Raw genomic sequence first — 18,657 nt, 5'->3', positions numbered from 1 at the left:
CTTATCAAACGGTATTTGAATATTTGCATGAAATCATAAGGTTGCTTTTGCCTTATCTTATAAAGCTTTTATAATTGCCGCTTTCTATTTTTACGGTCAGTCCTAACTTTTCTAACATCATCTGCATGCCAGGACCTGCACCTCCTGCCATTACTTCATTTACTTTATAGGCTATAATAAACTTGGCAATGCTTGCATGGTGCACTCCCTCCTGCTCCATCTCGTGTGCTTCACCCCACTTTACATCTATCTCCTCGCTGTTTTCAACTTTGCCGTCCTTAATATGAATGATTGCCACTCTTTGAGCTCTCCCCACTCCTGTCAAATTTCCGTCTTCGTCTATAGTAGCCAACACAATTTTATTTTGCAACAAGCCCACCTGATCAAATATTGAATAAGATAAATTAAAAATAGTATTTATTCGTTTAATATTGTAGGAGTAGTGCAATGCGACTGCCGGGATTTGAACCCGAGTTACCGCCTTGGCAAGGCGATGTCCTACCAGGCTAGACTACAATCGCACAATATTATGATAAATTTTATTGGAAAACTATTTAATTATTGTTAGTGGGCTTTAAAATACAGAAAGTTAAAAATTCTAAATCAAGTTCCTATGTACAGCTAATTGGAGGCTTCATTCTTTTCCTCCATACTGCTTGAGGTATTTCTTGACAAGGTCAACTGCTTGCATTATGGACCTGCGGACTTCATCTTCCGTCCTTGCTCCTGTGCAGATAACTTTTCCGTTTTTGAATAGAAGAAGTGCTGACTTTGGATCGCGTATCTTTAATATTGCACCTGGGAACTGCTCTGGCTCGTAATCTATATCATATGAAAGCTTTGCCAATCCATATAAATCAAGGTCGGTATTTAAATCGGCACTTGCTACTATATTAACCACTTTGTAAGTAGGCTTTAGCTCCACATTCTTTTTATGAGGTAAATCAGGTAATATTAAATCAGTTGATTCAATTTTCTTCGGCATATCTCCACCTATTTAAATATTACGGTTTAAAGGCATAAATACATTTTGGTAAATTAGGCTTTTCTAATGAGTGCAATACCCTAAGCGTTTTAAAAGGGAAATCCATGAATTTGTGGTATCAGGAAACACAAATTATAAATATACTTACTACAACAATATTATGCTATTTGATTAGATTAAATAATAAACTTTTAAAGGTAATGATATGACAAAAAGATCTGGAGGACAGTTTCATGGAAAAACAAGAAATCTGGTAAGGCATCACAAATTATCTACACTGTCGATTGCTGATAAGATAAAGACCTTTGAAATAGGAGACAAGGTAGCTATAGTTCCTAAAAGCAATTATAGAGACTCACCACACCCCCGTTATAAAGGCAGGATAGGTGAAGTTATAGAGAAAAGAGGCTCTGCATATGTTGTAAGAGTTAGGATAATGAATGCAACAAGGAAGCTGGTAGTTCCTGTAGTGCATTTAGAAAAAATATGAAGAAGATAATTTATCTTCCGAATTGTTCCGTCCTTTTTACAAAAGGCTTTGTAAATAGGTAGAACCTTTCGTTTCCTTTCAATTCCTCAAGTATCCTTTCAACTATCAGTTTGGATGGATCCTGCAGAAGCTCTATTCTATTGCTTATATCTTCAAAACTTTCAAACTTCTTTACGGTCCTTTCTTTAAGTATCGCTTGAAGGTGCTTTTTGCCTATTCCTGGAAGCAGTTCCAAAGAATGCTGCCTTATATTAAGTGGTTTTGCATTGTTAAAGAAGTCAACATATCTTTGTTCATTCTCTTTTACGAGCTTATCTAATGCCTCAACGAGATTTCCTTTTGCGGTCTGCGTTAATTCATCATAGGAGATTCTAGATTTTATAATTTCTATTTTATCTCTCTCGTTCTTTCCTATGTAAACCTTTTCACCTATAGAAAATGATGTGTTTGGCTTAGGCTTTGCTTCTAATAATGTAAATCTTTCAGTACCAACTAACTGCAATGTTGGATCAGCTCTTGTAGAAAAAGACTTCCCAGTGGGCATGTAGTCAATGACAACTGCATAATCCTCACGTTTTTCTTGAATTTCCATAATTTAACCCCACTTTTTATATCCGTATTTACACGCATTATTACACGCTCTTGAATTCGGAGAGTATTTTATTAATTTGTTCTTCGTCTAAAGTGACACGGTTACTCGCTGCCGCATATTTTATCACTTCTGGGCTTTTTGGATTCAACTCCAATAGTTTGTTTATAAGGTTGTTATTAAGTTCCATAGCCTCCAAATCGCTTTTTATCTTTTTGAATTTTGCTGAGGGAATCTGAAATTTCTCTGCATATTCGAATGTCATCTTTTGTTCGTATGAAAGCTCTGATTCTTCTTTTCGCTTTGATAATATATCGTATACCTCATTCAGCGAAAGTGAACCTTCTTCCTTAAAATCTTCTCCAATCATCTTACCAACTTGACTTAAATATCTAACATAAAATTTAGGTAATTAATAATATATATGTTTCTATTTTTTATATTTAATATTTATTAGAATAATAATTTCTGTGTTATATTTTTAAGTTTTGCTCTATAATTAATTAGTGTGTAACTATGTCTTATTTAAGGATACTATTATTGGCTGTTATCTCATTGTCTTTAATCGGGATGAGCTCTTCTTATGCCGCTTCTGTAACACCTGTTTCAATTAATGCGTCATTGAGCAGTTATTTGTCAACTTATATACCAAATTCCACAATAAAGAGTTCCACATTTGTTTCTTTCGAATTCGATAATGGCAGATATATAATCATGAATGTCACACCTTCTGAACATATTCTGCTGAATGTCACAGACTCTCATTACTCTTTTATACTGAATAATACAACAGCCAAGGCAATAATTACGCCTATTCTTATAGACCTTTATTATCCAAACAGTTCAGTCATAAATTCAATGAAAAATGATATTTCGGAATATGAATCTTATTCAGCACCTGCAATAAACAGCTGCAAGGTCTCTACTGGTTTAAATGAATATACATTTACAGTTGCAAATGGGGGGTATTCCTGTGAGACCGTCCCTAGATGCGCAGCAGACTACGTAGCTACCGGAGGTATGGGAGGGATATTGAGTACTGCCATATTCACATTTTCAGATCAGACTACTGCTTTGAATAATAGTTATACTAATGTTGTCCAATTATTAGACAGCCTTAACCACACAAATTTCAATACCAATATAGATATGGTAAGATCGAACATTTCACAAATATCTGAGCTATCCGCAAAACTTCCCCAGAGTGCACTTTTCCCTCTTCCATCAGACATTCCAAATTCAGAACTTAATCTATGTACACTTTCAGCTACGGCACCTTATTACTGCCTTTCTATGGGCCTTTGCACTTCGACACCTCAATTTAACTTCAGTTACCTTAATAATATAAATTCCACATTGCAGTCCTTGAGCATGCTTCCAGTATCAGGTTCCAATTTGAACTCTTATGTCTCGAATATGACGGAACTTGCAAGTTCCTATGTTGAACCTGTCGTAATTAAGGAGGAAACAGGAAGATTTAACAGCCTGATTAATTCTACAAGTGGGGCTTATAATAAAAGTGTAAATGAATCTGAATTGTTGCTTTCAAAATTCAGTAACTCTTCCCTTAGCAGCTCCTTGTCAACATTAAAAACTGTTTACTCCTATGTATTGGGCCATGGAATAAACCAGAATTTGACTGCAGCAGGAAATGAAATAAATGCAAGCCTTAACAACAATACTTTAGTATACAGTAAAGTCATAAGCACCTATAACCCTGTTTACAACAAATCCATAAATACTACAGGCCTCGTAGTATCAAAAGAGCTTAATTACTTAGACCCTCCACCAAAGCTTGTGAATTTGGCATTGCAGCAGGAGATGCTTGACCAGCAATTCAGCAATAGATTAAATGAAAGCCAACTTATTGCATTAAACGCCAGTATGCAAAGTGTCTACAACCAAACTAGGGTTTATGGATCTTACTTCAACGGTCCAAGCTTTGTGAAATCCTTAGATTCATTTTTCATTGTGCCTTTTGAAAGCGGATATAGCACATCTCTTTCCTCAAAGGAGAGCTCTGCTCCGTATTACGCAATGTTACTGTCATTTATAATTGGCATAATAGTGCTGTTCATAATATATTACTTTACTTACTTCAAGCTAAGCAGGAGCAAGAAGATAAAAGTTAACAAGGTAGTAAGGAACACATGGGCAGCCATATTCATAGTGCTATTCGTAATAGTTCTAATTTACTCTTATGCAACTTATGCGGTCGCGGCGAGTGCAAATAGCTTCCTTCCATTTTATTCGTTTAGTTCAATGCTGAACAATACACATACTGCATATATTGCATTAAATAAATCAGCATTACTAGAATCAGAATGTGCAAATTCGATAAAATCGGATTTTGTAAATAAGACTTTTACTCTTGTTGGATTGAACAAAGGAGCCTGCTCAATTGATGGGGTAAGCTATACGCATTGCTTGAGTTATCTTGCAGGGACAGGTAGCCCAGTAATAGTCCTAAATTCCACGGGTAACTCCATAGTTTATAAAGGATTATACGGTAACATACTTTATGTTAATGGAGCTTCTGCTCAAGGTAACAAGTGTTATGCAGGAAGCGCATTAAACTGAAATTTTATTTGACATGGTGATATATTTTGGCTATTGATGATAAACTAGACAAAGGAGGCAACAATTTTACATCTTCAAACAAAGCTATTTTAGGATCTGTGATAATTGTTGTTGCTGCTATAATAATCAGCATCGCAATAATATCCCTACATACAGGCGCGCAGTCAAACAATTTGGCAGCCTTTGAATCATATTATAAGTCCTCCCCAAATTTGAATATCTATGTAAACGCAACTAATTCAAGCTCTTTTGTTAATACTTTGGGCTGCGCTGATTCGCTTATAGAAGTGATAATAGAGAATAAGACAATACACAAGTCACCCTCCGATATCAACCTATTCATAATGAACAATACGTCATGCATTTATTCCAAAGGTCTTGTGAATGTGGAAAATTATTCGAATGCCAGCATATCTAAATGCCTGTCATATAGCAATTCCTCTCCAACGATAATGATAAATGAGGGCCCGATAAACAAGACTATTGTTTCAGGCAAGAGGATAAGTTATTATGGGACGCCTGCTTTTATTGAGAACTGCGGGATAGCCTATGAGTTATCGGATTTGAATTGAATCCTTTAACCAATTGGGTTTAACTGTGGTTTCTATTTTTTCAATTACGGTTTTTCAATTACGGTATTTCAGCAATGCACCAACGCCATCGAAACCAAGCAGCAGCTCTTTTCCATATTGGCTGTCTGAAGATATAAACAATGTCTCTATCCCATTCTTGTCCGCTATATCTATCAGTTCTTCTATCGCATCCTTTTCGTTGGTCACACTCAACGCGCCGCCACACTCGTGCTGTGTTTCTCTCTGATTGCCTTTCTCAAGCTTGGTGAATTCAACCCCGCAGTTGCTGCATTTGTAGCTTACATTATACAGCTCTGCATCCTCACTTATAAGAAGCTTGGACACATTTGACCTGAAAAGGGCATCCTTTACCTTTTGATAACCATAGACTGCAAGGCCATTATGGGATACTTCATTGAGGAATTTTTCCATTGTGGTCCTCTCGATTATCGCTTGTTGCTGAGAGAGCAGGCTCTTTGCTTTCTCCAATAGCTCGTTGAGCCCGACGGTTTCATCCGTGTATCCTGTGTCGAACACCCCGAGCACTTTTATTTGGTAATTGAGATTCTTTGCCTTGACAAAATTCTCCTTTGATGGCCCTGGCCCTCCGACCACCAATCCTTTTAGCTTGAAGTTCCATTTGAGGAACAGGTCATTAACCGCATCTGCGATTGATTTATAGTAATCGTCTATGCTTTCCCCTATGGCTCTATCATACCTTGCCGCGGATTGCCCTCCCTTGTGCACTTTCTGATGTGCAAACGACTTTATGTTCTTGTCTATTACTATCTCGGTTCCCTTTAGGATAGCCAATGTGGCCTCCCTGCCATCCATTACCAAAAGTGCATAATTGTCGGTCGATTCTGCCATTGCCTCTATGGGTTCAAGAAGGAATGTCGAATCACATCGGTATATGTTTGACTTTAGAGGCTGCGGCACATTCATAGAGTAAAGTTCGATATCAGTCTTTGATTGCACATTTGACACGTTTCCACAGAACACCGCAAGGCCATTTTGGGGCACTTCTCTGTAAACTTTAAGGTACTGTATTATCCTCTCAATCGCATTCTGCACGTTCAGCCTTGTTGTCTTCGATTTTATGTTTGATGCTTGACCGTATTCCGATCGCAGCCTTGCTACCTCATCAGATATAGGGAAGCCAGGAGGAACGTAAATAGATATCAATTCTGTTCCCGATCCTCTTATTGACTTTAGTATTTTAAGCTCCTTTTTTAAATCATATGCATCTTTCATAAAAATCACTTTTTGTAATGGAATTAAAATAAAAATAAAGAATAGCAGTATTATTCTCTAAAACTAGATATTTAAATATGTGCTAATGCTTTGCTATCCTATCCTTTCCAAAATATGGGACTAATACATCGGGTATTGTTATGCTTCCATCGTCATTGGAGTAGTTTTCTATTATTGCAACAAGCGTCCTTGTCGTTGCAATCGCGGTAGAATTCAGTGTATGCACATATTTCCTCTCTCCGCCTTCATCATACTTGATATCAAGCCTTAAGCTCTGCCAATCTGTGCAGTTGGAGCACGATACGACTTCCCTGTACTTTCCCTGGCTTGGCATATATGCCTCTATGTCATTCTTCTTCGCTGCTACCGTCCCTATATCCCCTGTGCATATGTCTACAACATGGTATGGTATGCCCAGCTTCTGGTATAGGCTCTCGGAATTGCCAAGCAGCTCATCATAATGTTTCCAGGAATCCTCTTCCCTGGAGAATATGAACTGCTCAACCTTGTAGAACTGGTGCACCCTGAATATACCTTTTGTGTCCTTTCCATGCGATCCCGCCTCCCTTCTGAAGCACGGGCTTATCCCTGCGTATTTCAAGGGGAGCTCCTTGGAGGAGAACACCTCGCCAGCGTGCATCGATGCTATTGGGTGTTCGGACGTGGATATCAAGAACATTTCTTCGGTAATCCTTTCAAGGCTCTTGTCATCGCTTGCTTCCCTTGGGTCGGCTATCTTGTACAGTGCATCCTCAAAGTCTCCGAGCGCCGTCACGCCCGTGTAGTAATCCCTTTTAATCATGAAAGGAGGGGATATTATTGTGAATCCTTTTTTCACAAGCTCGTCCAGTGCAAACCTTATAAGAGATTGTTCAAGCAGGACGAGTTCATTTTTTAAGTAATAGAATCTGGATCCCGAGACCTTTGCCGCACGCTCTATATCAAGAAGCCCTAAGCCGTTAAGTATATCCTCATGGCTTTTCGAGGTTTTTCTTCTTATCTCTCCCCATTTCCTTATCTCCACGTTTTCGCTATCATCCTTTCCATAAGGGACGGACTTGTCAAGGACATTTGGCATATTCCACAGAAGGTACTTTATCCTGCTTTCCTTCTCCGGAAGCTCTTTCTCCAAATTTGCTATCTCGTCCTTCAGCCCGGACATCTGGCTGATCATTTCGGATGCATCTTCCCCTTTCTTCTTCAGCTCCGCTATCTTGAGGCTTTCCTTGTTCCTCTTCGCCTGGAGCTCCTGAAGGCTTGTGGACTTTTCCCTCCACTCGGAATCGAGCTTCACAAGCTCTTCGATGGGGTAATCGCTCCTGCGCCTCTTCAGAGATTCTTTTATCTCATCGAGATGGTCTCTTACATATCTAGTAGTCAGCATAAAGATCATACATATTTTTTAGCAAATTTATTTATTCTATTTGTATAGACTGGATTCAATCAACCTTCTGGACCAGCGTTGCCGTGACTATTCCTGGGAATCCTGTCTGCAAATTGGTGTAGTTTACTATCACATAGCCATTGAATATGCTTCCTATCGGCCTTGCAAACACAGTTCCATTATCAACGCAGTGAAGAGGGAAGCTTGAATTGGACCTGAACGTATAATTGTCCCCAATCCCAATCGTTATTTGATGTGGCAGCCTCACTATGTAAGCGGTTGAAACGTTGGTCGCACATCCGACCCCTGTGACATTAATAGGTGAGCTTGTCACCTGTTGAAGGTTTAGCGTGAAATTTCCACTCTGGTGGAGGTTGGTGCTAAGGCAGCTGTATCCTGCGGGGAATATGCACTCGTTGTGCGCAAGAGATGACGGGCTGAAGACCCCTAGTGCATATAGCACTCCAAGTATAAGGGCAATCACCAATATCGCCCATCCATAGGTCATAAGGTATTCCATTGCGGATTGCGCTTTAACTTTTTTATTATCGTGCATGTTCTCACTCAAAGATCATCGGTTGGTATATTTGCTATTATACCGTCTATTATTCCGTTGACTCCTATAGCGCCTGTCGCCCTTACTGCAATCCTGTGGCTTAGGACTGGCTTGGCCAAGTATTTGATGTCATCTATAGTTATCTCATTCCTTCCTTCCACCAATGCCAGCGCTTTGCCGCACTGCATGAAGCTGATCTCAGCTCTTGGGCTTCCGCCCATAACTACATGCATATCGGTCCTTGTCGCATCGACTATCTCTGTTATGTATTTTATTATCTTTTCGGGCATTGACACGGATTTGACAAGCTGCTGCATGCTCAGTATATCATCAACGGATATAACCTTGTTTACTGTCGTGTGCTCTTCGCTCTCCTTTATCCTCAGCATCTGCTGCTCTTCCTCCATGCTTGGGTAGTCTACCGCAACTCTCATGAGGAACCTGTCCGTAAGCACTTTAGGAAGGGAGGTAGTTCCTTCTATGTTCAAAGGGTTCTGCGTTGCCATTGCGATGAATGGTTTCGGCAAAGGCATTGTCGAGTCTCCCATAGTTACCTGCCTTTCTTCCAACGATTCCAAAAGGGCGGTAGTTGTCCTTGGGGGCGCCCTGTTAAGCTCATCTATAAGCAGTATATTGTTGAATATAGGGCCTTTCTTAAGCTGCACGTTGTTCTTGTCGTCCATATAAGTGTATCCGACTATGTCCTTGAAAGAAAGGTCTGGAGTACCCTGTATCCTTCCGAAGCTCGCCTGAACGGTTTCGGCCAAAGTCTTTGTCATCGTAGTCTTAGCGACTCCTGGAGCTCCTTCAAGCATTATGTGGCCATTGGCTATCATAGCGACAAACATCAGCTTTACGACGTCCAGCTTACCTGCTATGCGCTTCTTTATCTCAGTCTCTATCTTCTGGTATATATCCTTTACATCTACTGCTTCCATCATTAATATTACACAGTATAGTTTAAAATAATTAGCGTTAATTTGACGATTTAATTAGGGATAACGTTAAGAAGCATCGAGAATTAGCTTCATTTCAATAAGTTGAGAATTTATAAAAACCAGAAAGAGAAATTAGGAAAAGTTAAAAAAGAAAAAAAGAAGCCCTGAAACAAATCAGGACTTTGCTGCATTTGCGTAAAGATCTTCTATGAAGGTCTTTGCTGCAGACATTGTCTGGCTTGCATTGTATCCAGCTACCAATATCCTAGGTCCTCCCACTGTTGCAGAGCTTGGGTATGCCTTCACTATAGGTGCGCTTGTTGGAGTTACGCTTATGTTGTAAGCCTTCTGCAACTGTGCACTCAATGTGTTTACATATCCGCTTCCTACCAGTATCAAGGAGCTTGTAGGTGCAGCCTGTGTATCCAATATCACCAATCCTGATGGGCTTCCAGGCATTGTCATGTTCTCTATGTTTGTAGGCACATCTGCTACTGATGGTGTTGTTGTTACTGCAGAGCTCAGGTTGCTTATTCCTGATATTGTGTAGTTTGCATTGCTCACGGATATCTTTGCGCTGACGTTTGCTATTGTTACGTTAGGTATGTTTGTTGCTTCCCCTATTGAGTATGGTCCATAGGTCTTTGCATGGCTTACCACTGCTGTTACGTTTGTAGGTGCTACATAGAAGTTAAGCTCTCCTACAGATGTTGCCATGTCTACCACTGCACTCTCTGGAGCGATTGATGCAACCTTTGACCCTCTTTCAGTCACAAATCCGGCAGGTGCTTTTACACTGTTTTTCTGTGAAGACAGATAGGTCATGTTGTTGTGTGAGTACCCTGTTGCAGATGATGAATAATTCAGCTGGAACAGAGGTGTTGCATCTGCGCCTGCAGACGAGTTCAGTATTGCATATGACAAGCTGTCATTGTAGTTTGTGCTGCTTGGGACATCATACTCGTTCATTGTGTATGTGTAGTATGCTGTCTGTGTGCCATGCATTGTGTTGCTGTCCTGCGATCCGCTCAATGCAAAGGTTGTTGTTGGCTGGCCGTTCTGCTGGCTGTATGTGACACTTCCTGCAGATCCAAGTCCATATACTGAGCTTCCGGAAACTGGTGTCAGCAATATTTGTGCTGTTGGGATTGGAGCCAATACACCTATTGTGTTGCTTCCTGCCATCGCAGTTATTTCCATTCCAGGTATTGCTCTCTGTGGCTCTATGCTTGTAAGGTTATAGAAGTCCAATGGCGCTATCACATTTCCGCTAACTGAATTGAAAGTTACTGAAGCGGATGTTGGAGATACTGCACTTGAGCTAAGGTATCCTGTAAGCACTACGCTCAATGGATTTGTTGCTGAGATGTAGTTTCCAGGGCTTGAAATTGAAACCTCTGCTGCTGTGTTTGCAGGTGCTGTGTGGGCCGTGTCGTTCAACTCATATGGTGTCAACAGGTAGTTTACTGTGCTGTTGATCTGGCCATCAAAGCTGAATGCGTTTGATATTGAGCTCGATACTGACAATTCCTGTCCAGGCTCTGTTATGTTTGTTTCCAGAGCAGCAGCCCCCTTGTTGCTGTACTTTATGTTTGACACAGATGTCAATGTTGATGTTACATGGTCATAGTCTCCAGATGCCAATGAGGACCCTTCAAAATCCAGCTTCCATATTGCAGGGTCGGATATGAATGAGAATGACTGGCCTGGGTACAATGTTGTAGGTGTTGAATTGTATGCAACTATTCCTTCAAGCTCATTAGGAGTTCCGCTAGTTGATGAATTTGTCCACAATATGTCTGTGTACCATCCAGGAGCGCTTGTCTTGTTCAATTGTGCACCATCAGTTATGTTGTATACGTTTGTGTAAAGCTGTGTCTTTGCATAGCTTGCGCTTTCGAAAACGTCAGCTGCTGCACTCTTTACATACACATATATCTTGTGGCCGCTTACGTTGAACAGCTTTGTTGTTCCTATCTTTATTGTTGTTGAGTTTACCAGTGTTCCATTGTAGAATACATGGTAAATAGGCTGTGATATTCCTGAGCTGTTAGGTTCTGTAAATCCTGATAGTTCTACTCCAAAAGGTGTTGAATTCAAGAAGTGGTCAAGGTACAGTGTCGTTATAGGTGATACTGCAGATGCCAGTTCAAGCTTTCCTCCTGTTGTGTATGTGCTTGAGGATACAGTTCCTGAAGGGAGTGTGTAGTTTGCTATTGTCCAGTTCTTTCCCAAGAACATAATTGATGCATGGTTTATTGAATTGCTTGATGTGTACGCAGGTATAGGCTTGTTGAAGTTTATCTGGTATGCACCTCCTGCATTTACAAGTGCAAAGCTGCTGTTTGCCTGGTCATATACAGGGAATCCTGTAAGCCATAGGTACTCGTTCTCTCCATTTGCTCCATAATTGCTCAAAAGTGAAGGAAGGTTTGTGCTTGTAACTCTCATTATGTTCGCATCTGTTCCATTAAGGAATGATGAGAATGACACTCCACCTCCATTTGTTGATGCTGATACAGAAGTTGATACAGGTACGAATCCTGTTGCTGTGTAAGGGCTTGCTGTAGGTGATGCTGTAAGGTTGTATGTAGTTGGATATGCATCGACTGTTCCTACTGTCTTTGTTGCTGAAAGTGTGTTAAGCTTTATTCCTCTGTTGAATACTGATCCTATCAATGCACCAAATGAATAACTTCCGCTTACGTATGCAGAGCTTGACTCATTAAGCCATACCTGCTGGTCTGTAAGCTTGTATGCACTTGATGTTACGACTGGCTTCAGTACGCTCCTTGCCTGTGAGGCATTTATATTTACTGTCACTGGGGTTGTTGTGTACGCCAGGTTTCCTATTGCGGCTGCAATGTCTGCTGCTGCTACTCCATCAGTTATGCTTGCTGGGTAAGTTCCGTTGTAACCAAGTGCTATCTGCACAACTGGCTGCCCTGCTGAACTCACTATAGGCACACTTTGGAAGGATACTGGAACTGCAAACGCTAATCCCATTCCTAACAACGCTGTTCCGACTGCGACAGCGGCTACTCTCTTTGCATTTATATGCTTCATTCAATTCACCAAATATATTTAATCAAGTAAATGAAACAAAAGTATTTAAATCTATTTAAATACGTAAATAAACTTTTATTTGACAATTTTTAAAGTACGTGGATTGTCAAATCAAATTTCTTGCATCAACGTAAACTCAAGGATTTTCTTTGTTGCAGGATTTGTATTTTATTTTTATTCCATGTACCAGTAAGTATTTTAATATTTAATATAGATTACTTATAGACTTCTTGAGAATTTTGCAGGGATAACAAAGTCTGGCCAAATGTGCCAGGTTCAGGGCCTGGTCCCGTAGGGGTTCGTGAGTTCAAATCTCACTCCCTGCATTTATGCGTATTTTATGTTTCACTTATTGTGCATCGTTTTTTATAGCTTGCTTGCAGAATAGACTTTCAAATTTTGGTGATTTATTGAATTTTGCTACAATTTTAGGATATGCAGGGATGCTGATCCTGTTGGCGTCGATTTACCTGCTCGGGAGGAATGAACATAAATTAGGTTGGTCTACTCAGATAGTCGGTGATTTTGTGCTATTTGTGTATTCCATACTGCTTCAGCTTAATGTATTTATAATATTGGAGGCGGCGTTTACTATTGTGGCCTCATGGAATTTCATAAAACTTGTCAGGAATAGAGCCCGTAGATAGGAGTTCTTTTTTCTAGCGTAGATTAATATTGTTGCTTTTGCGGGTATTATTATTACTCCAGTGAGAATGTTCCTGCTGGAAGCTGTTGCATTATAGTATTAATATCATCGTATTTCAGTATTGATGATATCTTCTTTGCAGCATCCGATTTCTGTATCCTCCCAATTTCTATTATTACTCTCTTTATTTGCTCGGTGTTTTCAATGTGCAGGAATCGCTTGTAAGGAAGAACCTCAAGCTTCTCATTTTCTACAATGGCTACCAGCTTTAGATTGGTATTCCTGTACCATTCCCTCTCTCCTTTTAATAGGAAACTCCCAGTCCCCAATGAACCTTTGTTCGTGGATTTGCTTACTTGGTCGCGCCTCATGCAGTATACATCCACCTCTCCCTGCATCTTATTCCATGCGCTTGAATATGATGCCGAGAACTGAGCACATTCTTCCTTGTCATCTTTGGATGCATTCAATCCATCCTTTAGTATTACTACTGATGCGCCGAATATGTTTGCGTGGAAAAATAGGTCGTGGTCCTCAAAGTACTTTGAATTCAATAGCTCGTTCTGCTGTGCATCCCTTCCTCCTATGGCAAGCAGGTTGCCTGTAGTAAAAAACCAGTGGAACTTTTCGTACCATTTCTTCTCTTGCACTTTTATAATTTTGGTTTTGACTTCTGATTCTCTTGACTTCTCTTCTTCTGCCTTTGCTCTCAATGCACTTGTCGCCTCCTCGGCCCTTTCGATCTTGCCTTCAAGCCTTTTTGCTTCCTCATAATAGTGGTTCCCATTTTCCTGTGAGGATTTTGTAAAATCAAGCTTTATCTCCATCTTTGCACCTTTCGCTTATTGTCTTATAGCATGCCTGCGGTCACACCATTGACAATGTTCCGGTAACCAGAAGGGATATTATCACGGCAATTATGAATCCCACTACTCCCAATAGCAATATACCTAGTATTATTATCTTTGCGCTTCTGTCATATTCCCTGCTCTCTGGCTTGTAGCTTATATCTATAATATGCCTTGAATTTGATAAGAATGATTTGAATTTTTCATATACGTTCATTGGAACCTACCTAATCATTAGTATTTGTTTAATAACTTAAATTGTTTGTTTTATAATAGTTTCTATTATTGCCCTTGCATTTGACTTTCCTGCTATACTATTGAATAATTAGAAAAATACATTTAACAGGATTTATAACAGGATAGCCGACTCTGGATTGACCTAATAATACCCCTAGTATTATTAGTAGTCTACATCATTCTTTTTGCTGTTGATTATCTGGTCCTCTGCTCTCATCATGTCCCCGTATTTTTGGGCTGCAAGCCGATGCCTTGTGTATGGTTTTATGAAACCTACCTGTATTACCACGTATATTAGCTTCTTGTCGTCATCAGTAAGCATTGCATTTTCTTCGGCAGTTAAAGAATCTTCTATTATACTGATTACACTATCCCTCAAAGGTGCTGTAAAGTTTCTCAATTTCTCTATTCTTTCAGGGTCATCCTCTTTTACGTCATCATAATATTTTATTATATCCTTGAAGTGATTAATATAACGGTCTCTGTTGCTGGTGATGTAGTCCATCGTGCTTTGCACGGCTTTTGACACTACCTTGATTTTCTCTTCTGATAACGGCTTATCGTCATTTTCGGATTCTATTACACCAATGGCACGTTTAGTCAATTCGTCTTTGTTCTGCGTCATGTAATCGAATTCCTTATCCTTTTTAACGTATTCCTTCTCAAGCTCGCTCTTCCTCTTCTTTGCAGACCTCTTTTCGAAGTAAGTTGCCATGATAATCGTTAATCTTGTATTTTTTCAAATATATAATATTTGCTTTTATTTATTCATAAATGGAAATCGGTCAGGTATAATAATTTTTACCTTTCAATAAAATAACATTGGAATTGCTCTTTGATTTGACGTTTCCGTCTGCATAGAGCATAGTTATCCTTAATTTAAAATTTGTAAGCTGATTTAAATGCAGGAGGTTATAGTAGTTTATTTCGGGGAACTTTGGCTTAAAGGTAAAAATAGGCCAAATTTCATAAAGATGCTTAAGGATAATGTATTGGATTCCATTTCAGGGCTTAAATATAGTAGATTTGTGCCTCTTAGAGATAGGTTCCTTATATACATTGATGGATCGTCTGATACAGGTAGCATACTGGAAAAGCTTGGATATGTGTTCGGGATATCTAGATTTATAAAAGGAGTTATTACCGATAACAGTATTGATTCTGTACTAAAAGCTGCCTTAAAGTTATGCAGCAATGAGATAGGGCCTTTTAAGATATCTGCCCACAGGACAGACAAAAGCTTGGAGTTCACCTCTAAGGATATAGTATCCGCTTTTATAAATCAGGACAGTATAGAAGTTTCTAGGGATTCGGATAAAATTCTTTTCATAAACCCTACGAATATAGGCACTTTTGAATATCTAAATAAAGAAGTTTTCAAAGGCCTTGGTGGGCTTCCGGTTGGCATGTCAGGAAAAGCTGTCATACTGCTTTCAGGGGGGATAGATTCCCCTGTTGCATCCTATTATGCGATGAAGAGAGGGCTTGTCCCAATATACCTTCATGTACACGCATTCAACGACAACGGCAAAGCGGAGAACTCTAAGATGGGATTGATCCTTGAAACTCTTTCTAAGTACTACAGTAGGTTTAGGGTTTATTATGTACCCGCGTACATATTCCAACTTTCCATACTTGATGTGAAGCATTCGTTCGAGATTATATTATTCAAGCGCATGCTTTACCAGATGGCTAAAAAAATAGCTAAAAAGGAGGGGGCCAAAGTTATAGTGACAGGAGAAAGCTTGAGCCAGGTGTCATCCCAGACTGTTTCCAACCTTATATCTACTTCGCATGATGTAAATGACCTGCTGGTAATGAGGCCCCTGATAGGGTTAGACAAGCAGGATATAATATCAAAGGCCAAAGAAATAGGCACATACGATCAATCGATAATAAAGTACAAGGATGTGTGCTCCATGCATTCAAGAGATGCCGTCACTACGACAAGACTAAGTTACATAGATGAACTGTCAAATTCAGTCGGTATGGATGACATATCTGACAGAAGCCTTCTGAAGGCGGATGCCCTGGATTACCCAATCGTCAAGTTGAAGCGTTCGGATAGATTACCTTGAAAATCTTCGTGTCATCGTTGCCATAAACCATCTTTAGCTTCACTGACCCGTTTGCATCATAGTTGCACGCTGTGGAATTGCATAATGACTCAATTTTGACAAAATTGCTGTTCAGGAATTTTGGTCCTAAAAGGTATATGAACTGAGTCCCTTCAGCGGAAGTTTCGACATAAAGTGTTGAGTTTAAAGCTCCTGGCTCGGAGGAGTTTATAAGTATATGGTCAAAGTTTGATATATCATATATCAGTATATGCTTTATGTATTTGTAGCTTCTGCCTCCGGGAGTATATTCTATTGCGTAGCTTTTGTTAATGTCTGACGTATTATATATCAGCGCGGTGTAGAGATTTATGCTGGTTATGTTCATAAGGAAAACATATCCGTTGCTATATTTTGATTCTGTGCTTGAAGGAAACATTACGACTGAGAAGTTTTTCTCATTTCCTGCATAACCGGGGCTGCTTGAATTGGAAAGCAATCCCTCAACTTCTATTCCCCCTATCTCACTCCACCAATAATTCCTTGCAACTATGTAATCTGGATTATGCACAGAATTAAGGTACTGGATATCAGGTGAATCATTGAACAGGAATAAGGAGAATCCCTTTATAGATTTTGGGTTCTGGCCCCCTACACTGTCCATTACAGATTGCCTGTTTGCCCAGCCCTCTACTTCCGATCCATCTGGCCATACCGCTAAAACAGTTGAGTTTGAAGGGGTATTGTTCTTCATCCACGACAAAGCGCTAAGGAACTGGGAATTTATGTTGTCGGATGGAGCATTGGTTGCCGTCGTTGTAAACGCATACATCAGCATTATTATTATCAGTCCTGTTGCCAATCCATAATATATGTAGTTCCAGCTGCCAAATTCCTTGGTTATCCGGTATTTGCTTGCATTTATGCTATTGAATTTCCTGCTTATTACAATCCCTATCGAATAAAGGGCGTATGCAGAGAATACAGCAACTGGTACTGAGAACAATGAGCCGTACCTTGTTGCTTGAGACTGCAGATACCCTGTCACAAGCAAGTAGGATACCATTATCACAAACTCAGGGGTAAAGTTCCCTGTTATCCTCTTATATATGTTTTTGTATGAACTTGTCTGTGTTCTGCTTCCCAAATCGCTTGCAAAAAGCAGGTATGCCGCTACTCCTATGACAAATAGTATAATTTCTAGGTTATAACTGTCCCATATGAAAGTTGTTGTGGGTGGCGCTAGTTCTTGTATCGTTTTTTCCAATGCGGTTTGGGCAGAAACAAGGCCACCTCCAGAAGCTATTACCTTTATTACACTTGAAAAGGGGACCAAAATAATTATTGCCACTATTATTGCTATTGCCACTACGAACCCTGCTCTTGATATTGGTGACATTGATATTTTGCTTATAAGGGGATTTATTTTCTCCCCCGCGGCTGCTGCCTTTTCTCTGTAACCTATTATATATAGTGCTATTATTGATCCTATAACTAAAGGCAGGTAAAATACAAAAAACGAAGCTCCTGAAAGAAACTCTGGTACCCTTATTATTCCAAGTGCTTCGAAAATGTGCTCCATAAGATATTCTATTATTATCGTGGCCGCCAGGATAGAAGATATTTTCAAAGACTTTTTGTCACCTCTTATATATCCAACAGCCACCATAATTGCTATGGCCAGGAAGTATATCGCAACCGTGAATGGTGCCCCTCCCCATATCATTGTTCCAAATCCAAGCACGATTGATGTTAATACGGCATACTCAAATTCGGATTTTGCTGTTCTTGACCTATAGGCTTTTATTAAAAGAATAAATGCAACTATTGCAAATACTGATATGAATATGTCTCCCCTATAAACCAGTGCTGATGTTACAGATAAATTTGCCGGGGATACCGCTACCATCAGCATACCCAGCAAGCCAAGAACTTTGCTTTTTGAAAGGTATTGCATCAGGAAGTATATTGCTATTGCATCTAGGAGGGCAAAAACAAGAGGTATATCACGCATTATCGTATATAAGCTTACCCCAAGCCCTTTAAGGATTATGTATGGGTATAAGCTTACATAATAGCCTCCAAGCCTGTTTGATATATAGTTATGAGTAGGGAAACCGGAGTAAATAAGGGTTTCAGGTATAGTATAATTATGGAGAATTGCCTGTTGTAAAACCGCATACTTGTAGAATCCATCTGGCGAAAAGAATCCTTCGTACTTCATCATTCCGGTTCTCAAGTATATTGTTAAAATCAATATAAGCAGAAATAAGATTGCAATTATTAAGTTTTGATTCCTTAAGACACCTTCTTTGAACGATGGCTTTGGAATTTTTACTGCGCTCTGACTATCTTGGGTCGTGTTAGTAGAGTTTATATTTTCCAGTATATTGGGTTTTTCGTCCAAGGAATCACTTTGAGAAACCATAACAATAGTTATTCAAGAAAAAGTATT

18 protein-coding genes and 2 tRNA genes are annotated in these 18,657 nt (G+C 39.6%); 6 read left to right on the top strand and 14 right to left on the bottom strand.

Annotation, left to right across the window (positions count from 1 at the left end; translation table 11 throughout):
* Positions 1–52: 52 nt before the first annotated feature.
* The 3 genes from Mia14_RS00740 to Mia14_RS00730 all read right to left on the bottom strand — a co-directional run bounded on the left by Mia14_RS00740 (position 53) and on the right by Mia14_RS00730 (position 985).
* Entirely contained in the window at positions 53–370 is a 318-nt protein-coding gene (locus tag Mia14_RS00740) for a NifB/NifX family molybdenum-iron cluster-binding protein (protein WP_088819655.1), read from the bottom strand.
* A gap of 78 nt (positions 371–448) precedes the next feature.
* A tRNA-Gly gene (locus tag Mia14_RS00735) sits at positions 449–521 on the bottom strand.
* A 113-nt stretch (positions 522–634) separates the two neighbouring features.
* On the bottom strand, positions 635–985 hold the full coding sequence (locus Mia14_RS00730) for a TBP family protein (RefSeq protein WP_088819654.1): 351 nt from the start codon (positions 983–985) through the stop codon (positions 635–637).
* Positions 986–1,190: 205 nt separating this feature from the next.
* On the opposite strand from Mia14_RS00730, the gene Mia14_RS00725 reads away from it, so the two are divergent.
* On the top strand, positions 1,191–1,475 hold the full coding sequence (locus Mia14_RS00725; RefSeq protein ID WP_088819653.1) for a 50S ribosomal protein L21e: 285 nt from the start codon (positions 1,191–1,193) through the stop codon (positions 1,473–1,475).
* Between the two features lie 10 nt (positions 1,476–1,485).
* Here the strand turns inward: Mia14_RS00725 and Mia14_RS00720 are convergent, their stop codons facing one another.
* Positions 1,486–2,067 (bottom strand): DUF655 domain-containing protein, encoded by a 582-nt coding sequence (locus tag Mia14_RS00720; RefSeq protein ID WP_088819652.1) that lies wholly within the window; start codon positions 2,065–2,067, stop codon positions 1,486–1,488.
* A gap of 40 nt (positions 2,068–2,107) precedes the next feature.
* Entirely contained in the window at positions 2,108–2,434 is a 327-nt protein-coding gene (locus Mia14_RS00715) for a hypothetical protein (protein WP_088819651.1), read from the bottom strand.
* 146 nt (positions 2,435–2,580) lie between these two features.
* On the opposite strand from Mia14_RS00715, the gene Mia14_RS00710 reads away from it, so the two are divergent.
* Together Mia14_RS00710 and Mia14_RS00705 are read left to right on the top strand one after the other, a co-directional pair.
* A complete protein-coding gene (locus Mia14_RS00710; protein ID WP_088819650.1) occupies positions 2,581–4,644 on the top strand; it encodes a hypothetical protein in 2,064 nt (687 codons plus the stop codon).
* Positions 4,645–4,670: 26 nt separating this feature from the next.
* Positions 4,671–5,216 carry a hypothetical protein gene (locus tag Mia14_RS00705; protein ID WP_088819649.1) on the top strand — a complete coding sequence of 182 codons (546 nt, stop codon included), beginning with the start codon at positions 4,671–4,673 and terminating at the stop codon, positions 5,214–5,216.
* A 54-nt stretch (positions 5,217–5,270) separates the two neighbouring features.
* On the opposite strand, the gene prf1 is transcribed toward Mia14_RS00705, so the two are convergent.
* The 5 genes from prf1 to Mia14_RS00680 all read right to left on the bottom strand — a co-directional run bounded on the left by prf1 (position 5,271) and on the right by Mia14_RS00680 (position 12,414).
* Positions 5,271–6,470 (bottom strand): peptide chain release factor aRF-1, encoded by a 1,200-nt coding sequence (prf1, locus tag Mia14_RS00700; RefSeq protein ID WP_088819648.1) that lies wholly within the window; start codon positions 6,468–6,470, stop codon positions 5,271–5,273.
* An 82-nt stretch (positions 6,471–6,552) separates the two neighbouring features.
* Positions 6,553–7,854 carry a serine--tRNA ligase gene (serS, locus tag Mia14_RS00695; protein WP_088819647.1) on the bottom strand — a complete coding sequence of 434 codons (1,302 nt, stop codon included), beginning with the start codon at positions 7,852–7,854 and terminating at the stop codon, positions 6,553–6,555.
* A gap of 55 nt (positions 7,855–7,909) precedes the next feature.
* Positions 7,910–8,410 carry a hypothetical protein gene (locus Mia14_RS00690; RefSeq protein ID WP_088819646.1) on the bottom strand — a complete coding sequence of 167 codons (501 nt, stop codon included), beginning with the start codon at positions 8,408–8,410 and terminating at the stop codon, positions 7,910–7,912.
* Between the two features lie 8 nt (positions 8,411–8,418).
* Positions 8,419–9,351, bottom strand: coding sequence for an AAA family ATPase (locus Mia14_RS00685; protein ID WP_088819645.1), 933 nt, complete (start codon positions 9,349–9,351; stop codon positions 8,419–8,421).
* A gap of 171 nt (positions 9,352–9,522) precedes the next feature.
* Entirely contained in the window at positions 9,523–12,414 is a 2,892-nt protein-coding gene (locus Mia14_RS00680) for an S-layer protein (protein WP_088819644.1), read from the bottom strand.
* 241 nt (positions 12,415–12,655) lie between these two features.
* Here Mia14_RS00680 and Mia14_RS00675 point away from each other — a divergent pair.
* Both Mia14_RS00675 and Mia14_RS00670 read left to right on the top strand, forming a co-directional pair.
* A tRNA-Leu gene (locus tag Mia14_RS00675) sits at positions 12,656–12,740 on the top strand.
* 84 nt (positions 12,741–12,824) lie between these two features.
* Complete coding sequence (locus tag Mia14_RS00670) at positions 12,825–13,061, top strand: hypothetical protein (RefSeq protein WP_088819643.1); 237 nt, start codon at positions 12,825–12,827, stop codon at positions 13,059–13,061.
* Between the two features lie 52 nt (positions 13,062–13,113).
* On the opposite strand, the gene Mia14_RS00665 is transcribed toward Mia14_RS00670, so the two are convergent.
* From Mia14_RS00665 to Mia14_RS00655, 3 genes are all read right to left on the bottom strand, one after another.
* Positions 13,114–13,887 (bottom strand): CCDC25 family protein, encoded by a 774-nt coding sequence (locus Mia14_RS00665; protein ID WP_088819642.1) that lies wholly within the window; start codon positions 13,885–13,887, stop codon positions 13,114–13,116.
* 40 nt (positions 13,888–13,927) lie between these two features.
* On the bottom strand, positions 13,928–14,125 hold the full coding sequence (locus Mia14_RS00660; protein WP_088819641.1) for a protein translocase SEC61 complex subunit gamma: 198 nt from the start codon (positions 14,123–14,125) through the stop codon (positions 13,928–13,930).
* A 183-nt stretch (positions 14,126–14,308) separates the two neighbouring features.
* Complete coding sequence (locus Mia14_RS00655; RefSeq protein WP_088819640.1) at positions 14,309–14,860, bottom strand: hypothetical protein; 552 nt, start codon at positions 14,858–14,860, stop codon at positions 14,309–14,311.
* Positions 14,861–15,047: 187 nt separating this feature from the next.
* Here Mia14_RS00655 and Mia14_RS00650 point away from each other — a divergent pair, with 187 nt between their 5' ends.
* A complete protein-coding gene (locus tag Mia14_RS00650) occupies positions 15,048–16,223 on the top strand; it encodes a tRNA sulfurtransferase (RefSeq protein WP_088819639.1) in 1,176 nt (391 codons plus the stop codon).
* Here Mia14_RS00650 and Mia14_RS00645 read toward each other — a convergent pair.
* Positions 16,192–18,609, bottom strand: coding sequence for a hypothetical protein (locus tag Mia14_RS00645; RefSeq protein WP_088819638.1), 2,418 nt, complete (start codon positions 18,607–18,609; stop codon positions 16,192–16,194). The genes Mia14_RS00650 and Mia14_RS00645 overlap by 32 nt on opposite strands.
* Positions 18,610–18,657 lie beyond the last annotated feature (48 nt).

Origin of the sequence: Candidatus Mancarchaeum acidiphilum (genome assembly GCF_002214165.1) — an archaeon.
Taxonomy (GTDB): Archaea; Micrarchaeota; Micrarchaeia; order Micrarchaeales; family Micrarchaeaceae; genus Mancarchaeum; species Mancarchaeum acidiphilum.
The sequence above is the reverse complement of the archived record's forward strand: the minus strand, read 5'-3'. Positions and strand labels throughout refer to the sequence as shown.